The sequence below is a fragment of the Variovorax endophyticus genome (genome assembly GCF_025376855.1).
GTDB lineage: Bacteria > Pseudomonadota > Gammaproteobacteria > Burkholderiales > Burkholderiaceae_C > Variovorax.
The window spans coordinates 54,227-75,985 of sequence record NZ_JAHUTH010000011.1 but is presented as its reverse complement, the minus strand read 5'-3'; the positions used below and the strand labels follow the sequence as shown (position 1 = coordinate 75,985).

Below are 21,759 nucleotides of genomic sequence, written 5' to 3'. Positions count from 1 at the left end.
GGGACGTTGCCGACATTTCCGGTCGGCATTCCCGCTGGGGTCAACCGGATTCCGTTGCCGCGGCCCGCGCTCCCCTTGCGAGACCGTCGTTCGGTTTTCGCAACAGACCGGGGCGCCCATCGCCTGGGTCCGCCCCATCGTGTTAACTTTTTGTTGCGAACCCGAATCGCTTTTTGTATCGTCCCCCAGCACATCGAGGGGATGGGTATGAAGAGACACAACAACAGAATCCGCGGCCTCGCCGCGGCCGCCATCGCTGCCGCCGCACTGGGCCTCCTGGGCGCCTGCTCGACCATGTACCACCCGGCCGGCCTGACCGGTGGCTACACCGACACCCGCGTCACGGCCAACAGCTACATCGTCGAGTTCTCGGGCAACGGCTACACCTCCAAGGAAGCCGTCTGGAACTTCTGGATCTACCGCTGCGCCGACCTGACCCAGCAGTCGGGCTACACCTACTTCGCCATCGAGCCCAAGGGTTCGGCCGCGCAGGTCGACGATGCGCCGGCCGTGCCGCGCTTCGTGGTCGATGACGGGCAGCCACCCGAATGGATCGAGCTCAAGGGCGGCGGTGCCCCGACCTTCGTCTATGTCCCCGGCGGCGGCGGCACCATCACCACCTGGCGCGGCAAGGGCACGATCCTGATGTTCAAGTCCGCCACCGAACCCGGCGCCCAATACGCGCTGAAGGCCAGTGCGGTGATGGAGGCGCTCAAGCCGTTCATGGCGACCCAGGGCCGTGGCAATGCGCTCACACCCGAGCAACTGGTGAAGGTCGCCATGGCGGTGCCCGAGCCCGTGGCGGAAACGAGCCCGCCCGCGGTGCCCTGGTCGGGCGGCAGCGGCGGGCGCGTCGAGATGAAGGACCTGAGCGGCCTGTTGCCGCCACGCTGAGCGAAAGCCTGGTACCGACCGGCCCGCTTCTCCTCGTCCATTTCCGGAGTTCCCCTTGAAGACATCGAAGATCGTGGCCGCGGCGGCGTCGGCCTGGCTGCTCGCCAGCCCGTGCGCGCACGCCCTCACGCCCGAAGAACTGTTCCGCCAGGCTTCGCCGGCCGTGTGGGTGGTGATCGCGCGTGACACCCAGGGGCAGCCGGTGGGTTCGGGCAGCGCGGTGTCCACGGCCCCGGGCCGCGTCGTCACCAACTGCCACGTGCTGCGCAAGGCGGCCTCGCTCACGCTGCGGCGCGAGCGCGAGTTGTACACAGCGACGCTCGAGCACCCCGATCCCGAGCGCGATCTCTGCCAGCTCCGCGCCGACGGCCTGCCGGCGGGGCCGACACCGACGATCGCTCCGACCGCCACGCTGCGCGTGGGCCAGAAGGTCTATGCGATCGGGGCGCCGCGCGGGCTCGAGCAGAGCCTCAGCGACGGCCTGGTGTCCTCGCTGCGGCGCAATACCGCCGGCGAGCTCGAATACATCCAGGTGACCGCGCCGATCTCGCCGGGCTCCAGCGGCGGCGGCCTGTTCGACGAGCAGGGCCGGCTGATCGGCATCACCACCGCCGCCATCGGCGGCACGGCTCAGAACCTCAACTTCGCGCGTCCGGCCCAGTGGATCGAGGAACTCCCGGCGCGCGCGCGATCCGCGGTCGCGACCTTCCAGCGCTCCGAGCAGATCGGCACGGCCGAGGCGCCGAGCCTGCCGCCGATCGTGGCCGACATCGAGCCGCCGGCGCGGCCAGCGGTCCGAAAGCTCGCGCCGGCCGCGACCGCAAACTCGACGGCGCCGGCCCCGGTGCCGCCGCCCACGCCCGTCCCCACTGTCCACGCACAGCCCGCGACCGCTTCCCCGCCACCGGCGGCGGCAAGCCCCGTCTCGGGATCGAGCGCCAACCTGCTCGGTGCCGAGCAGGCCGCGATCGCGCGCAAGTGCAGCACGCAGCCGCGCGCGGCCTTCGTCGGCCAGGGCAGCGGCGTCGAGACCTACAGCGTGCCTTGCGACGACGGCTACGCGCTCATCCTGAGTTGCACGGCCGGGCAATGCCGGGAGGTGCGCTGATGCGCGCGCGCATGCCGCGGCGGCTGCTGGCCGCGCTCGCGTTCGCGCTGCGGCTGCTGGCGGCCGGCGTGCTCGCCACCACGGCGGGTGGCGCCCAGGCGCAAATGCAGGGCACGGGCGAATGGGACCGGGTGCACCAGTTCTTCCAGGCCCACTACGCGGCCGGCCGCCTGTCCGAGGCGATCGAGACCGGCCTGCGGCTGGTCCGCCTGTCCGAGCGGACCCTGCCTCCGCTGAACCCGCGCATGGGCGTGGCCCTGTGGTCGCTCGGCCTCGCCTACCAGGAACAGGGGCAGCCGCGCCTGGCCGAGCCGCTGCTGCGCCGTGCGGTCGCGATCACCGAACGCATGCCGGCACCGCCCGCGGGTACGCTGGCGTCGATGCTGGTCTCGCTGGCGCGGATCTGCGCCGACGAGGGCCGCACCGAGGAGGCCGAGCGGCTCTACGCCCGCGCCACTTCGCTGCTGACGCCCACGGCGGACGAGGATCGCAGCCTCTATGCGCGGCTGCTGTTCGACCAGGGAGCGATGTACGTCTTCATCGATCGGCCCGAGCAGGCGGACCCGCTGCTGCGCGACGCGCTGGCACGGCGGGAAGCGCTGGCCGGGCCGCAGGGCTCGTCCAGCGTCGCCCAGGTGATCTGGATGCTGGGCGTGAGCCGCGTCACCGCCAAGGACCCGAACGCCGCCATCGCGCATTTCAATCGCGCACTCGAGATGGTCGAGCGGCAGCCGCGCCGCAACGACAGCGTGACCGGTGCGCTGCTCAACGACATCGCCGCCGCCTGGGTCGGCCTCGGGCAGCCAGAGAAGGCCGAGGAGATGCAGAAGCGCGCCGTGGAGCTGCTCGGCGCGTCCACTTCGTCGAACAACAGGGCGCTGGCGCGCGGCCTCGCCACCCTGGCGCAGATCCAGAGCGCCGCCGGCGACCTCGACGGCGCTTCGGCATCGGCCACGCGTTCGCTCGAGCTGCGGCAGTTGCTGTACTTCCGCGACGACCCCGTGATCGGCGACACGCTGGACCTGCTCGCCGGCATCAAGGAACGCCAGGGCCGCGCGGACGAGGCCGCGCCGCTGCGCGCACGCGCCCTGCAGATCAAGGACAAGATGGCTGCGCGCCGCGCCGATCCGCTGGCCACGCAACCCAGCTACACCACCGCGCCGCGCGTGGCCTATCCGGCGGACGCCCGCGAGAACGGCTACGAAGGCAAGGTGGTGGTGCGCGTGCTCGTCAGTGCCGACGGCACGGCCGCCTTCGTGACCGTGGTGTCGAGCTCGGGGTACGGCACGCTCGACGAAGCCGCCACGCGATCGGTGCTCGGCATGCTGTTCAAGCCCGCGCAGACGCGCGGCGGTGTCGCGGTGCCCGCGGCGATCCAGATCCCGATCGAGTACCGGTTGCCGCCCGCCGCACCCACGCCCGCACCCACGCCCGCGCCCGCAGGCGACTGAGCGAACGTCCCCTACGGCGGGGACAGACAAGCCGCCCCCGCGGCCCGACCATCGCGCTGCAGGAGACACGCAGATGGAATGGCTGATCCCTTACAAGCTCGACACCGACGCGCCCGATGGCGGCCGGCCTTCGCTCGAGGTGCCGCGCGCGCCGGAACCGGTCGCCGCGCGGCACCGCGATACATGGGCGCACGTGCGCGCCCTCTTCCTCCCCACCCCGACGTGCGCGCCATGCAGCAGGTCGTGATCGTCGGCGCGGGCCACGCGGGCTTCCAGTGCTGCGCCTCGCTGCGCCAGGAAGGCTTCGACGGCGCCATCGTGCTGGTGGGCGACGAGGCCGGCCTGCCCTACCAGCGGCCGCCGCTGTCGAAGGCCTACCTGCTCGCGAAGGCGAGCGCGAGCGACCTGCATTTCCGGCCCGAGCGCTTCTTCGAGGAACAGCGCGTGCAGCGCGTGCAGGGCCGCGTCGAGCTGATCGATCGCGCCGCGCAGCGCGTGGTGCTGACATCGGGCCAGGCGATCGCCTACGACCATCTCGTGATCGCCACCGGATCGAGCCCGCGCCGCATGCGCGTCGAGGGCGCGGACCTCGAGGGCGTGATGAGCCTGCAGACGCTGGCCGATGCCGACCGGCTGCGCGAGCGCATGGCCGACAGCCGGCGCGCGGTGGTGGTCGGCGCGGGCTTCATCGGGCTCGAGTTCGCCTCGGTGGCGCGTGCCCTCGGGCTGGAGGTGACGGTGCTCGACGTGGCCGATCGCGCGCTGGCGCGGGCCGCCTCGCCGCACAGCGCGCAGGCCGTGGCGGCCTCGCACGAGGGTCGCGGCACGCGGCTGCGCTTCGGCTGCGGCGTGACCGCACTGGAGAGCCGCGAGGGCCGGATCGCGGCGGTGCGCACCGCCGACGGCGAGACGCTGCCCGCCGACCTCGTGGTGGTCGGCATCGGCGCCGAGCCGCGCACGCAGCTCGCGGCGCAGGCCGGGCTCGCGGTCGACAACGGCATCCGCGTCGATGCGCAGTTGCTGAGCTCCGATCCGGCGATCTCGGCCATCGGCGACGTGGCGGCCTTTCCCGACCCGGTCAGCGGACGCCACATCCGGCTCGAATCGGTGCAGAACGCCGGCGACCAGGCGCGCAGCGTGGCGGCGCGGCTCGCGGGCAAGACGGTGGCGCACGGCCCGGTGCCGTGGTTCTGGAGCGACCAGGGCGAGCTCAAGCTGCAGATCGCCGGGCTGCGCGCGGCCGACGATGCGCACGTGGTGCTGCGCGATGCGGCCTCATCGGCCGCCACCGTGCTGTGCATCCGCGAAGGGCGCCTCGCGGCGGTCGAGACCCTCAACCGCGCGGGCGATCACATGCTCGCGCGCCGGCTGCTGGCCAAGGGCGTGGCGCTGAGCGAGGAAGAAGCGCGGGCGCCGGGCTTCCAGCTCAAGGCGCTGGCCTGAGCCGCACGCGCGTCAGAGCACGTCGCTACCCGACAGCGAAGGCGTCTGCGCGATGCGCTCCGAGATGACGCGGCAGGCCTCGAGCAGCGGCGCCACGTAGGCCTGCGCCGGATCTTCCTTCTGGCGGAACACCAGCGTGCTCACACTGATCGCCGCCACCGGCACGCCGCCCACGCCGCGGATCACCGCGCCGAAGCAGAAGATGCCGGCCTCGTTCTCCTCGTTGTCGACCGACCAGCCGCGCTCGCGCGTCTTGCGCACCTCGGCGCGCAGCGCGGCGGCATCGACGGTGGTGTTGGGCGTGTAGCGCGGCATCGGCAGGCGCTTCACCAGCGCCTCGAGCGCGCCGTCGTCGAGCGCAGCCATGTAGGCCTTGCCGACGGCGGTGGCATGCAGCGACACGCTGGTGCCGATGCGCGAGGCCATGCGCACCGCGCTCGGGCTCTCGAGCTTCTCGATGTAGACCATGGTCGTGTCGTTGGGCACGGCCAGGTGCACGGTCTCGCCCGTGAGGTCGCGCAGCCGCTTGAGCTCGTCGACCGCCGCCAGCCGCAGCTCGGAACGGCCCCAGCTGCGGCTCGCGAGCTGGATCAGCCGCGGGCCCAGCCCCAGGGTCGCGCTGTGCGGGTTCTCGACCAGCAGCCGCTCGGCGATCAGCGCCGCCACGATGCGATGCACCGTGGGCCGCGGATAGCCGCTCGCGCGCATCAGCGCCGCGACGTTGACCGGCTCCTGCGCATCGGCCACCAGTTGCAGCACGTGCATGAACTTGGAGAACGACGCGGTGCCCGCGACCTGGTTCGCGGAAGAAGCCGAAGAGGCGGGAGCGGCGGAGGAAGACCGGGGAGCGGGCATGGACGAAGGGACGAGGCCGGCGCGGGCACCGGCGGGAACGAGGGCCGGGCCATTATCCATACCCTCCATCCAGTCCACGCGCATGCGGCGCGCCCTCAGCTCACCATGTAGCCGCCGTCGACCGGCAGCACCACGCCGGTCATGAACGACGCGGCCGGCGTGCAGAGGAACATCGCGGCACGCGCCACGTCGTCGGGCGTGCCCCAGCGGCCCAGCGGCGTGCGCGCGAGGATCGGGCCCGCGCGCGCGGGATCGTCCTGCAGCGGCTTCGTGAGCGGCGTCGCGATCCAGCCCGGCGCGATCGCGTTCACGCGGATGCCGTCGGCCGCGTAGGCGATCGCCAGCGACTTGGTGAGCTGGGCCACGCCGCCCTTGCTCGAGGCATAGCCGGGCACCAGCCCGCCGCCGAAGAAGCTCAGCATCGAGGCCGTGTTGACGATGCAGCCGCCGCTCGCCTTGAGGCGCTCGCGCGTCATGCCGCACACGCGCATCGTGCCCGTGAGGTTCACGGCCAGCACCTTCTCGAACACCGCGAGGTCGTGCTCCGCGCCGCGCTGGATGATGCCGGCGCAGTTGAAGACGATGTCCAGGCGCTCGATGCCGCCGATCGCGGCCTCGAGGCTCGCGTCCGAGGTCACGTCGGCCTGCCGGACCTCGACCGCGGCATCGAGCGTGCCGTCGCCGTTGCCCAGGCCGATGGCCGTGACCTGCGCGCCGAGCGCGGCCAGGTGGTTGGCGATCACGGCGCCGATGCCCTGGGTGGCACCGGACACCAGTGCCCGCTTGCCCTTGAAGAGTGCTGCCTCGTAAGTCATGAAAAGGGAGTGGCCTTCTTGCGTCAGTTCTTGATGTCGAGCTTGCCCATCAGCGTCTTGAAGTAGGCGCTGTCCTTGGCCATCGTGGCCTTGAAGGCGACGTCGTCGGCATAGGCGAAGCCCAGGTTCTGCTTGTCGAGCACCTCGCGGAAGGCCGGCTCGTTGGCGGCCTGCTGGCTCACGGTCTTCAGGTAGGCGATGACCTCGGGCGGCGTGTTCTTCGGCGCCGCGATGCCGCGCCAGGTGCCGATCACCAAGTCGATGTTGCGTTCCTTGAGCGTGGGCACTTTCTCGAAGCCCTTCACGCGCTGTTCGGCCATCACGGCCAGCGTCTTGAGCTTGCCGGCCTGCACGTAGGTCGTGACCTCGGCCGGGCTCACCGCCACCGCGTCGATGTGGCCGCCCATCAGCGCGAGCACCGCGGGGCCGGCGCCCTGGAACGGCGTGTGGTTGAACTTCACGCTGGTCTTGTCCTCGAGCGCGGCGGCGGCCAGGTGCCAGATCGAGCCGTTGCCGGCATTGCCCACGCTGAGCTTGCCGCTGTCCTTCTTCGCGGCGGCCAGGAACTCCTCGATGGTGTTCCACGGCGCATCGGCGCGCACGGTGATCGCGGCCTGGTCGGCGTTGAGGCGCGCGATGGGCGCGAGGTCCTCGTAGGTGAACTTCGCGAGGCCCATGTGCGGCAGCGTCGTGAGTTCCACCGTGACCACCGCGAGGCGGTAGCCGTCGGGCTTGGCGTTGACCACGTCCTGCCAGCCGATGGCGCCGCTGGCGCCGGGCTTGTTGACGATGATCATGCTCTGCGGCATGTGCTTGCGCGTGGCGTCGGCGAAGGCGCGCGCCAGCGCGTCGGTGCCGCCGCCGGGCTGGAACGGCACCACCAGCTCGACCGGCTTGTTGGGATAGTCGCGCGATTGCGCCGAGGCGGGCGCGGCGGCCAGCAGCGCCGCCACCGGCAGCAGCGACAGCGCCGCGAGGCGTTGCAGTTTCGAGGCGAAGCGAATCATGGGGTTTGTCTCCGTGGTTTGAAAATGAATGGGACCGAAAAAACTTGCTTCAGTACGTGGCCCGACCGCCCGAGAGGTCGAAGGTGGCGCCGGTGCTGAAGCTGCACGAGCCCGAGCACAGCCAGGCCACCATCTCGGCCACCTCGGCGCTCTCGCCCAGGCGCTGCATCGGGCTCTTGCCGATCATGGTCCGCACGTGCTCCACCGACATCTGCTCGAGGATCGGCGTGCGCACCGCGGCCGGCGCGATCGCGTTCACCAGGATGCCGGTGGTCGCGAGCTCCTTGCCGAGCGACTTGGTCAGCGCGATCACGCCGGCCTTGGCCGCGCTGTAGGCCGAGGCATTGGGCGTGCCCTCCTTGCCGGCCAGCGAGGCGATGTTGACGATGCGGCCCGCGCCCGCGGCACGCAGGTGCGGCACCACCGCGCGGCACACGTTGAAGGTGCCGACCAGGTTCACGTCGACGATGCGGCGCCACGTGGCGGGGTCGTAGGCATCGAGCGGCATCGTGGGCCCCGCGAAGCCCGCGCTGTTGACCACAAAGTCGATGCGGCCGAAGCGCGCGACCACCGCGGCGGCGGCGCGCTCGACCGTGGCGAGATCGCTCACGTCGACCTGCCAGGCATCGTCGCTCGCGCCAGCCTCGGCCATGTCCCACACCGCCACGCGCGCGCCGCTGCGCCGCAGCTGCGCCGCGACCTCCGCGCCGATGCCGCTGGCACCGCCGGTGACCACCGCCACCGCGCCCGCGAAGTCGTAGCCGGCGCGGCCGTAGGCCGTCGTGCTCATCGGATGAACTGCTTGACGTAGTCCGCGCCGAGGCCGACGTTCTCGAAATGCTTGCGGCACATGTCGATCTTGGTGAACACGTCCTCGTAGCCCATGCCCTTGCCCCAGGGATCGGTGTAGTACATGACACCGTTGACCTGGAAGTAGGTGATCATTTCCTCGACGTCCTCGGGCACGTACAGCGTGTGCGTCTCGCCCGGCGGCTCGAACACGTAGCTGCCCTCGGTGGCTTCCCAGTCGTGCTCGAGATAGCGCCAGCGCCCCTTGAGCACGAAGCCGTGCACCGCCTGCGGATGGCGGTGGCGGCTCAGCACGCCCGACTTGCGCACCTTCAGCAGGTTCATCCAGTAGCCCTGGCTCGCGTTCAGGCACAGCGGCCGGAACCACACGTTCTCGGCCTGCGGCACCCACAGGCGCTCGTCGGTCGGGATCGCATGCTGCACCACGATCTCCGGCAGCGCGTCCGGAGGATTCGGGTACTGGTAGGGCATCTTCGGGGTCGGGTCCGAATCATCGAGGGGCATGTCGATTGTCCATATTGTGGATGTATGTCCATATTGTAGACATCGACATGCGGCGCACATCTTTGCGTAAACCCTGATGGCGCGCGCGACCGCGCCGCCGCATGGGCGCGGCGGTTCGGATCACAGGAGGTGTTTGCGCTCAGTCGAGGCGGACGGCGGCGGGAAAGGCTTCGACGAGGTGCTCGATGAAGGCGCGCGCGGCCGCGCTCATGCCGCGCCGGCTAGGCATCAGTGCCGAGATGGTCGAGTCGGCCGCCACCCAGTCGGGCAGCACGCGCCGCAGGCGGCCGGCGCGCAGTTCGTCGCGGCAGATGTAGGCCGGCAATGCGACCACGCCCATGCGCGCCTCGGCCGCGCGCTTCAGGGTCACCATGCAGGTGCCCTCCATGCGTGGGCGGATCGCGACCTGCACGGTCTGCGCGCGGTCGTCCTCGCGCTTGAGCTGCCACAGCGGCGCGAGGCCGCCGCGCTTCATGAACAGCGTCGCGCAGCCCAGCAGGTCGTCGGGCGTCTCGATGGCGCCGGCGGCCTCGAGGAACTCGGGCGCCGCGAACAGGTGCCAGGGCGCTTCAGCGAGCGGGCGCTGCACCAGGTTCGAATCGGGCAGCGCGCCCGAGTAGGCGCGGATCGCGAAGTCGTAGCGGTCGGCCACGATGTCGACGTTGGCGTCGCTCGCGTCCTGCAGCAGGTTCACCTTCGGGTACTTCGCGAGAAAGCTCGCGACCATCCCGGTCATCGCGAACTGCGAGGTCGCGACCGACACCGTGTAGCGCACGGTGCCCGTCGGCTCGGTGCTGCGGCTGCGCATCGCCGCTTCGGCCTCGTTGGCGCGCGCGATGGTGGCGACCGCATGGCCGTAGAAGGCCTCGCCCGATTCGGTCAGCGTGATGCGCCGCGAGGTGCGCGCCAGCAGCGTCAGGCCGAGCTCGGCCTCGAGCTGCTGGATGCGGTAGCTGATCGTCGAGACCGGCCGCTGCAGCGCGCGCGCCGCGGCCGAGAGGCTGCCCCGGTCGATCACTTCCACGAAGTACCGAAAGTCGTTGAGGTCGAGCACGCGTGTCCTTCGCCAATGAAGTCTTCGAAGCCGCGCCAACTTAGCATGTTCCGCGACGGATCAGGCGCTCCAGTGACGCGACACGAACGCAGCCGCGCGGTCGAGCGCCGTGCGCGCGCTGGCCAGCTCGCGGGTGTTGAGCTGGAACACGTGGTGCATGCCCTGCCATTCCTCGAGCTCGACCTGGGCGCCCGCCTTGCTGGCCGCCTCCGCGAGACGGCGCGAATCGTCGCGCAGCACCTCGTCCGAGCCGACCTGGATCAGCGTGGGCGGCAGTCGTCCCAGGTCCGCATCGAACAGCGGCGAGCCGCGCGGATCGCTGGCTGGCGCGCCACCCAGGTAGGCCGCGGCCGAAGCGCGCAGATAGCCCACGTCGAGCAGCGGATCGCCCACCGCCAGTTCCTGCGCGCTCGCGCCGCTCAGGCTCAGGTCGGTCCAGGGCGAGAACGCGACCAGGGAAGACACGGCGATGCCCTGCCTCGCGGCCTCGAGCACGGTCGCGAACGACAGGCCGCCGCCGGCCGAGTCGCCCGCCACCGCCACCGCGCCGAAACGCGCTGCCAGTCCCGCGAGCGTGCGCAGCGCGAGGTCGCGCGCCGCGGGCAGCACGGCCTCGGGCGCCAGCGGGTACTCGAGCACGAAGACCGGCACGCGCGTGCGCACCGCGAGCTGGCTGGCCAACCCCACATAGGCGCTCGCATGGCCCAGGCCGTAACCGCCGCCATGGATGAACAGCAGCGCGCGCCCGGGCACGGCCTGCGCGGGCTCCACCCACCAGCCGGAAGCGGCTTCGTCGACGGCCTCGCGCGCAGCAACCTCTGGCGCGGTGGGCGTCTGCGCGATGAAGCGGTCGTAGATGTCGCGCGGCGTGCCGGGCGCGGTGGACCAGAAGCGGCCGAACTCGAGGCGCAGCGCGCGCGCCGCGGCGATGTCCTGGGGATCGATGGGAACGAGGGCCATCAGCGGACTCCAAAGCCGTGGCCCGCGAGATGCCAGGCCATCATCATGGTGGTGATGTTGGGCGGCGCGCTCGGTGCCCTGGGCATGATCGACGCGTCGATCACGAACAGGCCCGGCACGCCGTGGACGCGCCCGCCGCCATCGACCACGCCCTGGCCGGGCGGTCCCATGCGGCAGGTCGAGGTGGGGTGCGCATAGCCGTCGAGCTGCTGCTCGATCGCGCGCCGCAGGTCGTCGCCGTCCGAGACCTCCGGCCCCGGCGCCATCTCGGCCGCGACCATCTGCGCGAACGGCGACTGCCGCCCGATCGCGCGCGACAGCCGCACGGCCTCGAGCATGCGCGCCATGTCGCGCGGCGTGCCCAGCAGGTTGTAGCGGATGCGCGGCGCGCTGCGCGGATCGCGGTCGGCCAGCTCGAGGCTGCCGGTCGCCTCGGGCTGCGTCACCGACACCGCCAGCACGATCGCGCCGCCCGTGGGGCTCAGCGCCGGATCGAACAGATGGGTGGCCGAGATGTGCAGGTCGAGGTCGCCGGGCTCGGCCTGCGAGGACGCGGCCCAGAGGATCGCGCCTGCCGCGGGATGCATGCCGGCCGCCTCGGGCGTCAGCGCATAGACGTTGTAATAGAACGGATGCTCCTGCAAGCCCTGCCCGACCGGCAGTTCCGCCACCAGCGGAATGCCCAGCGACGCCAGGTGCGACGCGGGACCGATGCCCGATCGCAGCAGGATCGCCGGACTGCCGAAGGCCCCCGCGCTGAGGATCACCTGGCCCGCGCGATGGCTCTCGCCCTCGGCATCGACCACGCCCACCGCGCGCACGTCCTCGAACAGCACGCGGTCGATCTCCACGCCGCCACGGATCGTGAGGTTGGGCCGCGCGCGCACGTCCTCGCCGAGGAAGGCGATGCCGGTGTTGATGCGCCGGCCCGAGATCACGTTGAGCGGGTATGGCGCGACGCCGGCCTGCTGTTCGCCGTTGAAGTCCGCGACGCGCGCGAAGCCGAGCGCGGCCGTCGCATCGACGAAGCCGTTGAGCGCCGGCGTCAGCTCGTCGCGCCGCCGATTGCGAATCGGCAGCGGACCCGCGCGGCCGCGCAACGCATCGTCGCCGTCGGGCGTGTTCTCGATCGCCTTGAAGGCCTCGAGCAGCTCGGGCCACTGCCAGCCTTCGATGCCGAGCGCGCGCCACTTCGCGAAGTCCTCGGGCCGCGAGCGCATCGCCACGGCCGCGTTGACGGCCGAGCTGCCGCCCAGCGTCTTGCCGCGCGGCGCGTGGATGCTGCGGCCCGCGAGGCCGGTCTCGGCCTGGTAGCCCCAGTCGTGGCCGTCGGGTCCGCCCGCAGTGTCGGCATCGGCGAGGTCGCGTGGAAACACGTTCGGCCGGTAGGCTTCGCCGGCTTCGAGCAGCAGCACCTTGCGCGCCGGATCGGCGCTGAGCCGATGCGCCAGCACAGCGCCCGCCGAGCCGCCACCGACGACGATGACGTCGAAGGCAGCGCTCATCGCGACAGCGCTCCGGCCACCTGGCCCATCAGCACCGCGAACGGCATGTCGAGCGCGGCATACACGTCGAGCGCCTTCGGATCGGCGTTGTCGCCCATGATCTCGACCATCAGGGTCGCGTAGTCGGAGATCTCGATGCCGAGCGTCGTCAGGCGCGCGATGCCCGCTTCGCGCTTGGCGGCCGAGAAGGTGCCGCAGGCGTCGATGGCAACGATCGGCTGGTAGCCCTCCTCGCGCGCCGAGATCGCCGGCAGCGAGGCGCAGACCTCGAACGACAGCCCCGCGATGATCAGGTGGTCGCGCTTCGTCGCCTTCACCGCTTCCACGAAGGGCGGGTAGTCCCAGGCGTTGACCGTCGAGCGGTCCATGATCTCGCCGCCGCCCAGCGCTTCCTTGAGTTCGGAGGCCGTCGGTCCCCACATGCTGTCGCGCGCCGTCGTCACCGCGACGATCGGCAGGCCCAGGACCCTGGCCGCCTTCGCGAGGCCGACGACGTTGTGCTTGAGGTCGCTGACCGTCATGTCGCGCACGCCGGTCATCAGTCCGACCTGGTGGTCGATGAGCAGGACGGCCGTGTTGTCCCGCGTCATGCGGGTGCGTTGGGCTTGCATTGGTGTGACTCCTTGCGATGGGTGGATGCGGGTTCGAAACGTGGACGATTCGACCGGATGCGCCATGCAGGGTCAACGAGATCGGCGGGGATCGGGGCTGGAAGGATCTTCCAATGGGTTGGAGGGTGGGAGAGGTTCCAATGGGGCGGATGCTCTTGTCGAGAAGATCACCTGCTGCTTGCTGCAGGGAGCGCCGGCCGGAACAGGGAAGCTCTTGACGCAGCACGCCACCATCGTGTTCTCGCAGGGATCGACGGCCTCGGCGCGGCCTCTGCCCTCAGCCGTCGTGGCTCTCGCTCGGCCCTTCAGTCCCATCCGCATTCCAGAAGCGCCACACGCCGACTTCACGCCCGCCTCGATAGTGCCCCTCGGAGGCCGGCCGGCCATCGGGGTGAAAGTCGCGCCAGAGCCCATCTTCCTTGCCGTCGACGTAGTGGCCTTCCGATACCACCGTGCCGTTCTCGTGATAGGCCACGAACAGGCCATGCCGAACCCATCGCGTCCTGTCGGGCGACATCACTCTCGTGTAGCGGAATCGGATGGTTCCTGATTCGTAGGGGATCTCGGCGATGTTGAGGTCGGCTTCGGTGGTCATGTCGTGGTTGCTGAGAAACGCGTTGACAGGCGGATGGTAGTGGCGGCCAATGGAATCGCCAGAACCCCGTCGCCGACGCGAGCGCTCACGGTGCCGGTTGAACACCGAGTGCTTCGTCCAATTCCTCATCGGGCACGAACGACCCGATCAAGGCCTCCCGCAAGCCAGTGATGGCATCTTCAGCCAACACAAGATTTGCGTGCTCCGCTTCGAGGGCATGGTAGTGGTCAAGCCGACGCGCATCGACCAACGCGACGTAAGGCACGCCATTCCTGGTCAGCACCTTCTCTGAGCCGCTTTCGACCACCTTCGAGGCGAGTAAAGAGAGACGAGCGCGCGCCTCGCTGATGGGAACAATGTCCGATGCTCTCGATGCCATTTCGCTGAGTCCGATAGGGATTGCGTCGACGTCAGTCTAGCAACCGCCTTCGCTCGCAGCCACAAGCCCGTTCGACTTATCCACCCCCACCCACAACCTGCGCCGTATGCTCCCCCAGCATCGGCGCCCTCGCCTCCCGCTTCACCCCGCGCTCGCCATTGAAGCGAATCGGCTCCACCACCGCGCGATAGCTGCCCAGCGTGGGATGCGCATGCGTCTCCAGCAGCCCCTGGTGGGCGACCTGATCGTCGTCGAACACCTCCTCGATGCCGCGCACCACGGTGCATGGCACGCGCGTGCCGAAGATCGCTTCCCATTCGCGGGCGTCGTGCCGCATCAACGCGGCGCGCAGCTGCGGGACCAGTTCGGCCTCGTTGGCCTTGCGCAGGCGCATGTCGGCAAAACGCGGATCTCGCGCCAGATGCGCGAGGCCCGTGAGTTCGCACAGCGCCTCCCAGAACGGCTGGGTCTGGGCCTGCAGGTAGACGTAGCCTTCGCGCGTGGGGTGGATGCCCGAGAGCGCGCCGCCGCGCAGGTCGCGATCGACGCCGGGGCCCTCGCCCTCGGACCACACCATGCGGCCCGCCTGCATCGCGAGCGCCGCTTGCAGCAACGAGGTATCGACGCGCTGCGGCAGGCCAGTGCGTTCGCGCTGGAACAGCGCGGCGCAGATGCCGGTGGCGATCAGGCTCGCGCCGTAGAAGTCCACGGCCGAACCCCACACCACGCGCGGCTCGTCGCCCGGATAGCCCTGCGCCTTGGCGATGCCGGTGCGGCATTGCAGCACCTGGTCGAAGCCGGGACGCTGCGCCTGCGGGCCATCGGGGCCATAGCCGGTGAAGCTGCAATAGATCAGGCGCGGCTGGATCGCGGTCAGCGTGTCGCAGTCCAGCGCCAGCCGCTCGGCCACGCCGGGGCGGAAGTTGTGCAGCACCACGTCGGCCTGGGCCACGAGCCGGTGGCAGGCTTCGCGGTCGGCGGGCTGCTTGAGGTCGAGCACGATGCTGCGCTTGTTGCGGTTCACCCCGATGAAGGCGCGGCTCTCTCCGGGCAGGGTCGAGGGGTAGTAGCGCATCGGGTCGCCCTCGGGCGCCTCGATCTTGATCACGTCGGCGCCCAGGTCGCCCAGCAGGCTCGCGCCGTAGGGGCCCGCGATGTAGGTGGTGAAGTCCAGCACCTGGATGCCGTCGAGTATCTGTTGCGCCATCGATGTCGTCGTTTCGGGTCGTGGAGTGTGATGAAGAACTAGGCAAGCAGGCGGCGCGCGCGATCGACCATGGGGCGATCGATCATGCGGCCATCGAGCCGCAGCGCGCCCAGGCCCTCGGCGTCGGCGCGGGCATGCGCCTCGAGCACCTTGCGGGCCTGCGCGATCTCGGCCTCGGTGGGCGCGAACACGCGGTTGAAGACCTGCACCTGTGCCGGGTGCACGGCGGGCGTTCCGCTGAAGCCCAGCCGGTGCGACAGGCGCGCCGCGTCTTCGAGCGCGTCCATGTCGTCGAGCTCGGCGATGGAGGCGGCCAGCCCCCAGCAGGCCAGGCCCTCGGCCGCGGCGCACATCGCGACGCGCGCCGCGGCTGGCACCAGCAGGTCGGCATGCGGAGGACGGCCGATCGCGGCCGCGTAGTCCTCGGCGCCGAAGCCCAGCGCGCGCAGGGCGGGATGGGCGGCCGCGATCGCATCGGCGCGCAGCACGCCGCGCGGGGTTTCGATCAGCGCGACCAGCGAGCGCGGCCCGGTCGAACCGCGCTCGCGCGCATGCCGCTCGAGGTGCACGAAGGCCGCGCGCACCTCGCTCGGCGACTCGACCTTGGGCAGCATGACGGCATCGACGCCCGCGGCCACGCAGGCCTCGAGATCGGCGTCGAGCAGTTCGGCCTCCGCATTCACGCGCGCCATCAACGGCAGGCCGGTGCCGCGCAGCGCACCGGCCGCATGCGCCAGCGCGAGCCGCGCCTCGGCCTTGCGCTGCGGCGCGATCGCGTCCTCGAGATCGAGGATCAGCGCCTGCGCGCCGCGCTCGCCCGCGCGCGCGAAGAAGCGCGGCTCGAGCACCGGCACGAACAGCGCACAACGAATGCGGTGGGCGTCCATCGGCGGCTCCTCAGTCGGCGGTGATGCCCAGGCGGGCCACCACGCCTTCCCACACCGGCGCGTCCTTCAGCATCTGGGTGCGGAAGCTCTCGACCGGCATCACCAGCGGCTCGGTCTCCATGCTCGCGAACTGGGCCTTGACCTCGGGCGAGGACATCACGGCCGCCATCTCGGTGCTGATGCGCTCGACGATGGGCGCGGGCAGCTTCGACGGGCCGAACAGCCCGCCCATGGTGTTGAGCGTGAGGCCGGGATAGCCGAGCTCGGCCATCGTTGGCACGTCGGGATAAGTGGCCAGGCGCTGCGCCGAGGTCACGGCCAGGGCCCGCAGCCGCCCGCCGCGGATCAGCGCGCCCGCGGCGATCGGGGAGTCGGTCGAGAACAGCACCTGCCCGCCCGCGAGGTCGGCCAGCGACTGGCCGCTGCCCTTGTAGGGCACGTGGGTGGCCTTGGCATGGACCTGCTGCAGGTACATCTCGGTCGCCAGGTGCGTGAGCGTGCCGGTGCCGGAGGACGAATAGCTCGATGGCGCGGCCGCCAGCCGCTTCGTCAGTTCCTGCAGGCTGCGCGGGCTGTCGGGCTGGGTGCCGACCAGCACCATGTAGGGACTGCGCAGCGCAGCGGCCACCGCGGTGAAGTCGCGCAGGTGGAACTTCGCGTTGCGGTTCATCGCCGGCACCACCACCAGCGGCGCGGTGGTGCTCAGCAGCAGCGTGTAGCCGTCGGCCGGCTGGTCGAGCACGAACTGGTGGCCGATGATGCCGCCGCCACCGGCCTTGTTCTCCACGTACACACTCTGCTTGAGCCGCTCGCCGAGCTTGCTCGCGAGCAGGCGCCCGATCACGTCGCTGCCCGAGCCGGTGCCCTGGGTCACCACCAGCCGGATCGGCTTGCTGGGGTAGGTGTCGGCCAGCGCCAGCGGTGCCACGCCGGCCAGCGGCAGTGCGGCGCCCACGGACAGCGCCCGGATAAAGTCTCTACGATGCATGCGTTTGTCTCCAGTGGCGTCTGCTTCGCCTAATTAGTCGAATATTCGAATATTATCTCTTCATGGCGCATCCAACAAGTGCCGGCGCGGCGTTGACCATCCAGGACATCGTCGACGCCATCGTCCGCGAGATCGACGAAGGCCGTTATCCCGTCGGCAGCCTGCTGCCTTCCGAAGCCCAGTTGCAGGCGCAGTTCGGCGCCACGCGCTACCGCCTGCGCGAGGCCATGAGCGCGCTGCGCAAGCTCGGCGTGATCGACTCGCGCGCCGGCATCGGCACCCATGTGCTGGCGCGCAATCCCACGCCCTTCTTCGTGCATTCGCAGCAGACGCTCGAAAGCATCATGGAGGCCGCGCGCACCACGCAACTCAAGCTGGAGCGCGCCGGCCTCGTCGCGGCCGACGAACAGCTGGCCGGGCTGCTGCAGGCCGAGCCGGGCAGCCAGTGGTTCTTCCTCGACACGCTGCGCTACCTGCGCGGCGAGGCGCGGCCCACCGGCGCGCTGTGGCTCTACATGCGGCCCGAGTTCGCGGGCGTGGCCGAGCGGCTGGAGACATGGAACGGCCCGGTCTTCAAGCTGATCGAGCGGCTCTACGGCGTGGGCGTCGCGGTGGTGGAACAGGAGATCGACGCGGCGCCGCTGGAATCGCGCCTGGCCGAGCGCCTGGATGCGGTGCCCGGCTCGCCCTGCCTGCAGGTCACGCGCCACTGGTTCGATGCCGCGGGCAAGCTGGTGCAGTGCTCGGTCGGCCTCTATCCGCAGGGGCGCTCGCGCTATCGGTCGCGGCTGCCGCTCGCGAGCCTCTGAGTTCGAACGGCCGGGCATCGGGCGCCACCGATGCCCAGGCTGTCGGTGTTCACCTAAGGTGACCGCCTTAACAACCAGGCGTCTTCTGCGCGGCGTGGGTGGGCTATAGCATTTTCGGCTTCACCCATAACGAGACATCAATGAAGCGCCTGTTCACGATCGCGATCGCGGCCCTCGCCGCCCTTCCTGCGTTCGCCGAGTATCCCGACAAACCGATCATGATCGTGGTGCCCTTCGCGGCCGGCGGCCCCACCGACAAGGTGGCGCGCGACTTCGCCGAAGCGCTGCGCAAGCCGCTGGGCAACGTGGCGATCACCATCGACAACACCGGCGGCGCCGGCGGCACGCTCGGCGCCGCCAAGGCCGCGCGCGCGGCCAACGACGGCTACACGCTGATGCTGCACCACGTGAGCATGGCGACCTCGCCCTCGCTGTACCGCAAGCTGCCCTACAAGACCCTCGAGGGCTTCGAATACCTGGGCCTGATCAACGAAGTGCCGATGACGCTCATCAGCTCGAAGTCGGTGCCCGCGAACAACTTCACCGAGCTGCGCAAGTGGCTCGAGACCAACGGCAGCAAGACCAACCTCGCCAACGCCGGCATCGGCTCGGCCTCGCACCTGTGCGGCCTGATGCTGCAGAGCGCACTGAAGATCGCGCCGCAGACCATCCCCTACAAGGGCACGGCACCGGCCATGACCGACCTGATCGGCGGCCAGGTCGACATCATGTGCGACCAGACCACCAACACCACCGCGCAGATCGAGGGCAACATGGTCAGGGCCTATGCCGTGACCACGCAGCAGCGCCTGAAGACGCCGGTGCTGGCCGCCCTGCCCACGCTCGACGAGAGCGGCCTGAAGGGCTTCAACGTCAGCATCTGGCATGGCCTGTTCGCGCCCGCGGGCACGCCCAAGGCAGTCACCGACAAGCTCAATGCGGCGCTGAAGGTGGCGCTCAAGGACCCGGCCTTCATCAAAAGCCAGGAAGGGCTCGGCGCCGTGATCATCACCGACGCCCGCGTCAACGGTCCGGAGCACAAGAAGTTCGTCGAGACCGAGATCGAGAAGTGGGGCGCCGTCATCAAGGCGGCCGGCCAGTACGCGGACTGAGCATGGACCGCGCCATGACGACGAATCCGAACCGCCTGCGCCTACGGCTGATCGCACTCGCGGCGCTGGCGCCGCTCGCGGGCGCCGCCGCGGCCGCCTCGCCGAAGTTCTCCATCGAGCTCGTGGGCGGCCGCATCAAGGGCGACGACACGCTGAAGGTGCGCCAGGGCGACCAGGTGCAGATCAGCGTGGTCAGCGACCAGCCCCTGGTGCTGCACCTGCACGGCTACGACATCGAAACGCAGGTGACGCCGCCCGCGCCGGCGCTGCTGAGCTTCAAGGCCAGCCTCGCGGGCCGCTTCCCGGTGCACGAGCATCGCCACGGCCCGGGCAACCACCGCGCCGTGATGTTCATCGAAGTCCATCCCTAGGCGCGCCCTGAAAACGCTTCGCTTCGGGACCGGTCTCGCGATCGCGTGCGCCTCGGCCGGCGCGCGGGCGCACGGCTTCGGCCAGCGCTTCGACCTGCCGCTGCCGCTGTGGCTATGGCTCACGGGGGCCGGCGCGACCCTCGTGCTGACCTTCGCGGCGCTCGCGCTGTTCGCGCGGCGCCACGACTTCGGTTCCTCCTTCCTGCGCGACACCGACCTGCTGCGCTTCGCGCCGCTGCGCCGCATCGCGCATCCGCTCGCGGTGGTGCTGCGAACGCTGGGCTGCGCGCTGTTCGTGCTGACGCTGGCCACCGGCTTCCTCGGCAATTCCGACGCCTATGCGAACCTGATCGTCACGATGGTCTGGGTGCTGTGGTGGGTCGGCATGGCCTTCTTCTGCGCGCTGGTCGGCGACCTGTGGGAGATCGTCAACCCGCTGCCCACGCTGTACCGCGCCGCCGCGCGCCTGGTCGGCGGCGGCCGCGAATCGCTGGGCCTGCGCTGGCCCAAATGGCTGGGCGCCTGGCCGGCGGTCGCGCTGTTCTTCGCCTTCGCCTGGACCGAACTGGTGTGGCAGGACAAGGACCTGCCCTCCGCCCTCGCCGGCGCCCTGCTGGGCTATGCGCTGCTGAGCTGGGCCGGCATGCTGCTGTTCGGCGTGGAGGCCTGGCGCCACCGGGCCGATGCCTTCGCGATGGCCTTCCGCGTGCTGGGCCGCTTCGCACCGCTCGAGCTGCGCGGCTCGACGCCGACCGAGCCTGCGCGCCTGCGGCTTCGGCCCTACGGCGCCGGTCTGCTGACGACCGAGCCGGTGCCGAATTCGGTGGCGGCCTTCGTGCTGCTGATGCTCGCGACCGTCACCTTCGACGGCTTCCACGAAACCCCGCTGATGGACCGCATCGGCACCGCCGCGCAGACCTCGCGCACGGTGGCCGAGACGCTGTTCACGCTCTCTTCCGCAACCGGCATGGACGAGACGCAATGGCTCAACAGCGTCATGCTGCTGCTGTTCCCCGTGGCCTTCGTGCTGATCTTTCGCGCCGTGGGCGCGTGGATGCTGCGCCTGGCCGGCAGCACCGAGCGCGCGGCCGTGAATGCCATGGTCTGGAGCCTGGTGCCGATCGCCGTGGCCTACCACCTCGCGCATTACGCCTCGCTGCTGCTGACGACAGGGCAGTTCATCGTTCCGCTCGCCTCCGATCCCTTCGGCTGGGGCTGGAACCTGTTCGGCACGCGCGGCCGCACGGTCGACCTCGGCATCGTGAGCCCGGCCGTCTACTGGTACACGGCCGTGACGCTGATCGTCGTCGGCCATGTGCTCGCGGTCGTCGTCGCCCATGTCGAGGCCACGCGCCGCTTCACGAACCACCGCGCGGCGATGCTGAGCCAGCTGCCGATGCTGGTGCTGATGGTGGCCTATACGAGCCTGAGCCTCTGGATCATGGCGCAGCCGATCGTGGGGTGAGCGGCATCAAGGCAAGCCTGCCTGGCGCTTCAGAAACCCCTCGACCACGCCCGCGAAGTACGACGGATGCTGCTGCATCGGGTAGTGCCCGCAATCGGGCACCACCTGCAGCTCCGCGTTCGGATGCCACGCGAGGAAGGTTCGCTTCATCGCCTCCGCATCGAGCCCCGGATCCCTGTCGCCGACGACGACCAGGAACGGGGTTTCTAGCCCTCGCACCTCGTCGGCGAAATCGGCCGTGACCAGCTTGTCGAGGTAGCGCCTGCGGCATGCGGGCGCCACCGCCTCGCGGTGGTGCCGCAGCTTCTCCTCGACCCATTCATCGGGCAAGCCCCCGCCGACGAACTTGAACAGCCGCCGAAGCGCGTCGTCGTCGTCGGCCGTGCTCGCGAAGAAGGCCAAGGCCTCCGGACTCAGTTTGTTGCCGGCGGCTGAAACGGGGCACACGGCGATCGCGCTCGCGATGCGCGAGGGCGCGTCCGCCGCGAGGCGTTGCGTGACCATCCCGGTCATCGAATGGCCGAGGACGTGGAAGCGCCGCCAGCCGAGGCGGTCGGCGAGCGCGAGACAGTCCGCGGCGATCTCCTTCACCGTGAACTCGCCCGGCAGCGCCATCGACAGCCCATAGCCGCGCAGGTCGGCGAAGACATGGGTGAACGCCTGGCCGTCGAGCCAGGGCAGGAGCGCGTCGTAGTTCGCGTGGTCGCCGAGCCAGTCGTGCAGGACCAGCACGGGGATCGGCCCGTGACCATGCCGGACGTATCCGAGGCCAGCGTGCGATGCGGGGCGAATCTCGAGGGGTGCTTTCATCTCTGGGTTCCATGGAAGTTGCGGAACAAAAAGAAAACGCCCTCCCGGCAAACCGGGAGGGCGTTTTGAAAGTGCCGCGATGTTATCGACCGCGCGAGCGAAGGTCAACAAGCATGCAC

24 protein-coding genes are annotated in these 21,759 nt (G+C 70.3%); 9 read left to right on the top strand and 15 right to left on the bottom strand.

All coding sequences use genetic code 11. The features are described from left to right. The first annotated feature begins 207 nt into the window (after positions 1-207). The 5 genes from KV106_RS16385 (at position 208) to KV106_RS16365 (ending at position 4,896) form a co-directional block, all read left to right on the top strand. Positions 208-894, top strand: a complete 687-nt coding sequence (locus KV106_RS16385) for a CC0125/CC1285 family lipoprotein (RefSeq protein WP_261211110.1) — start codon at positions 208-210, stop codon at positions 892-894. 55 nt (positions 895-949) lie between these two features. Further along, positions 950-2,002 (top strand): S1C family serine protease, encoded by a 1,053-nt coding sequence (locus KV106_RS16380; RefSeq protein ID WP_261211109.1) that lies wholly within the window; start codon positions 950-952, stop codon positions 2,000-2,002. Further along, positions 2,002-3,453: a TonB family protein gene (locus KV106_RS16375; protein WP_261211108.1), complete on the top strand. Its 1,452-nt coding sequence runs from the start codon at positions 2,002-2,004 to the stop codon at positions 3,451-3,453. Before KV106_RS16380 ends, KV106_RS16375 begins: the two co-directional genes overlap by 1 nt. Before the next feature lie 73 nt (positions 3,454-3,526). Then, positions 3,527-3,700: a hypothetical protein gene (locus KV106_RS16370; protein ID WP_261211107.1), complete on the top strand. Its 174-nt coding sequence runs from the start codon at positions 3,527-3,529 to the stop codon at positions 3,698-3,700. Next, positions 3,685-4,896 (top strand): NAD(P)/FAD-dependent oxidoreductase, encoded by a 1,212-nt coding sequence (locus tag KV106_RS16365; RefSeq protein ID WP_261211106.1) that lies wholly within the window; start codon positions 3,685-3,687, stop codon positions 4,894-4,896. Before KV106_RS16370 ends, KV106_RS16365 begins: the two co-directional genes overlap by 16 nt. Before the next feature lie 12 nt (positions 4,897-4,908). Here the strand turns inward: KV106_RS16365 and KV106_RS16360 are convergent, their stop codons facing one another. From KV106_RS16360 to KV106_RS16295, 14 genes are all read right to left on the bottom strand, one after another. Beyond that, a complete protein-coding gene (locus KV106_RS16360) occupies positions 4,909-5,751 on the bottom strand; it encodes an IclR family transcriptional regulator (RefSeq protein WP_261211105.1) in 843 nt (280 codons plus the stop codon). A 95-nt stretch (positions 5,752-5,846) separates the two neighbouring features. After that, positions 5,847-6,566 (bottom strand): SDR family NAD(P)-dependent oxidoreductase, encoded by a 720-nt coding sequence (locus tag KV106_RS16355; protein ID WP_057591225.1) that lies wholly within the window; start codon positions 6,564-6,566, stop codon positions 5,847-5,849. Positions 6,567-6,589: 23 nt separating this feature from the next. Beyond that, complete coding sequence (locus KV106_RS16350) at positions 6,590-7,573, bottom strand: tripartite tricarboxylate transporter substrate binding protein (protein WP_082321687.1); 984 nt, start codon at positions 7,571-7,573, stop codon at positions 6,590-6,592. A gap of 49 nt (positions 7,574-7,622) precedes the next feature. Continuing rightward, complete coding sequence (locus tag KV106_RS16345; RefSeq protein ID WP_261211104.1) at positions 7,623-8,363, bottom strand: SDR family NAD(P)-dependent oxidoreductase; 741 nt, start codon at positions 8,361-8,363, stop codon at positions 7,623-7,625. Beyond that, positions 8,360-8,887 carry a 2,4'-dihydroxyacetophenone dioxygenase family protein gene (locus tag KV106_RS16340; RefSeq protein ID WP_057591227.1) on the bottom strand — a complete coding sequence of 176 codons (528 nt, stop codon included), beginning with the start codon at positions 8,885-8,887 and terminating at the stop codon, positions 8,360-8,362. Before KV106_RS16340 ends, KV106_RS16345 begins: the two co-directional genes overlap by 4 nt. A gap of 139 nt (positions 8,888-9,026) precedes the next feature. Then, on the bottom strand, positions 9,027-9,941 hold the full coding sequence (locus KV106_RS16335; protein WP_261211103.1) for a LysR substrate-binding domain-containing protein: 915 nt from the start codon (positions 9,939-9,941) through the stop codon (positions 9,027-9,029). A 60-nt stretch (positions 9,942-10,001) separates the two neighbouring features. Continuing rightward, positions 10,002-10,901 (bottom strand): alpha/beta hydrolase, encoded by a 900-nt coding sequence (locus KV106_RS16330; RefSeq protein WP_261211102.1) that lies wholly within the window; start codon positions 10,899-10,901, stop codon positions 10,002-10,004. Beyond that, positions 10,901-12,406, bottom strand: a complete 1,506-nt coding sequence (locus KV106_RS16325; RefSeq protein WP_261211101.1) for a GMC family oxidoreductase — start codon at positions 12,404-12,406, stop codon at positions 10,901-10,903. Before KV106_RS16325 ends, KV106_RS16330 begins: the two co-directional genes overlap by 1 nt. Continuing rightward, complete coding sequence (locus KV106_RS16320) at positions 12,403-13,017, bottom strand: isochorismatase family protein (protein ID WP_261211100.1); 615 nt, start codon at positions 13,015-13,017, stop codon at positions 12,403-12,405. The genes KV106_RS16325 and KV106_RS16320 overlap by 4 nt, the downstream gene beginning before the upstream one ends. 277 nt (positions 13,018-13,294) lie before the next feature. Then, complete coding sequence (locus KV106_RS16315; protein ID WP_261211099.1) at positions 13,295-13,612, bottom strand: toxin-antitoxin system YwqK family antitoxin; 318 nt, start codon at positions 13,610-13,612, stop codon at positions 13,295-13,297. 85 nt (positions 13,613-13,697) lie between these two features. Then, complete coding sequence (locus KV106_RS16310) at positions 13,698-13,991, bottom strand: type II toxin-antitoxin system Phd/YefM family antitoxin (RefSeq protein ID WP_261211098.1); 294 nt, start codon at positions 13,989-13,991, stop codon at positions 13,698-13,700. Positions 13,992-14,067: 76 nt separating this feature from the next. After that, positions 14,068-15,198: a CaiB/BaiF CoA transferase family protein gene (locus tag KV106_RS16305; RefSeq protein ID WP_261211097.1), complete on the bottom strand. Its 1,131-nt coding sequence runs from the start codon at positions 15,196-15,198 to the stop codon at positions 14,068-14,070. A 38-nt stretch (positions 15,199-15,236) separates the two neighbouring features. Beyond that, a complete protein-coding gene (locus KV106_RS16300) occupies positions 15,237-16,085 on the bottom strand; it encodes an HpcH/HpaI aldolase/citrate lyase family protein (protein WP_261211095.1) in 849 nt (282 codons plus the stop codon). Between the two features lie 10 nt (positions 16,086-16,095). Beyond that, on the bottom strand, positions 16,096-17,073 hold the full coding sequence (locus KV106_RS16295; protein ID WP_261211094.1) for a Bug family tripartite tricarboxylate transporter substrate binding protein: 978 nt from the start codon (positions 17,071-17,073) through the stop codon (positions 16,096-16,098). Between the two features lie 62 nt (positions 17,074-17,135). Here KV106_RS16295 and KV106_RS16290 point away from each other — a divergent pair, with 62 nt between their 5' ends. From KV106_RS16290 to KV106_RS16275, 4 genes are all read left to right on the top strand, one after another. Next, the gene (locus KV106_RS16290) at positions 17,136-17,882 is read left to right on the top strand and encodes a GntR family transcriptional regulator (RefSeq protein ID WP_082321686.1); all 747 of its coding nucleotides are present in this window, start codon (positions 17,136-17,138) and stop codon (positions 17,880-17,882) included. Between the two features lie 140 nt (positions 17,883-18,022). After that, positions 18,023-18,994: a tripartite tricarboxylate transporter substrate-binding protein gene (locus tag KV106_RS16285; protein ID WP_093347169.1), complete on the top strand. Its 972-nt coding sequence runs from the start codon at positions 18,023-18,025 to the stop codon at positions 18,992-18,994. Positions 18,995-19,008: 14 nt separating this feature from the next. Beyond that, positions 19,009-19,365: a hypothetical protein gene (locus tag KV106_RS16280; RefSeq protein ID WP_261211093.1), complete on the top strand. Its 357-nt coding sequence runs from the start codon at positions 19,009-19,011 to the stop codon at positions 19,363-19,365. A gap of 142 nt (positions 19,366-19,507) precedes the next feature. Then, complete coding sequence (locus KV106_RS16275) at positions 19,508-20,830, top strand: hypothetical protein (RefSeq protein ID WP_261211092.1); 1,323 nt, start codon at positions 19,508-19,510, stop codon at positions 20,828-20,830. A 6-nt stretch (positions 20,831-20,836) separates the two neighbouring features. Here KV106_RS16275 and KV106_RS16270 read toward each other — a convergent pair whose 3' ends face one another. Continuing rightward, on the bottom strand, positions 20,837-21,640 hold the full coding sequence (locus tag KV106_RS16270; protein WP_261211091.1) for an alpha/beta fold hydrolase: 804 nt from the start codon (positions 21,638-21,640) through the stop codon (positions 20,837-20,839). Between the last annotated feature and the right edge of the window lie 119 nt (positions 21,641-21,759).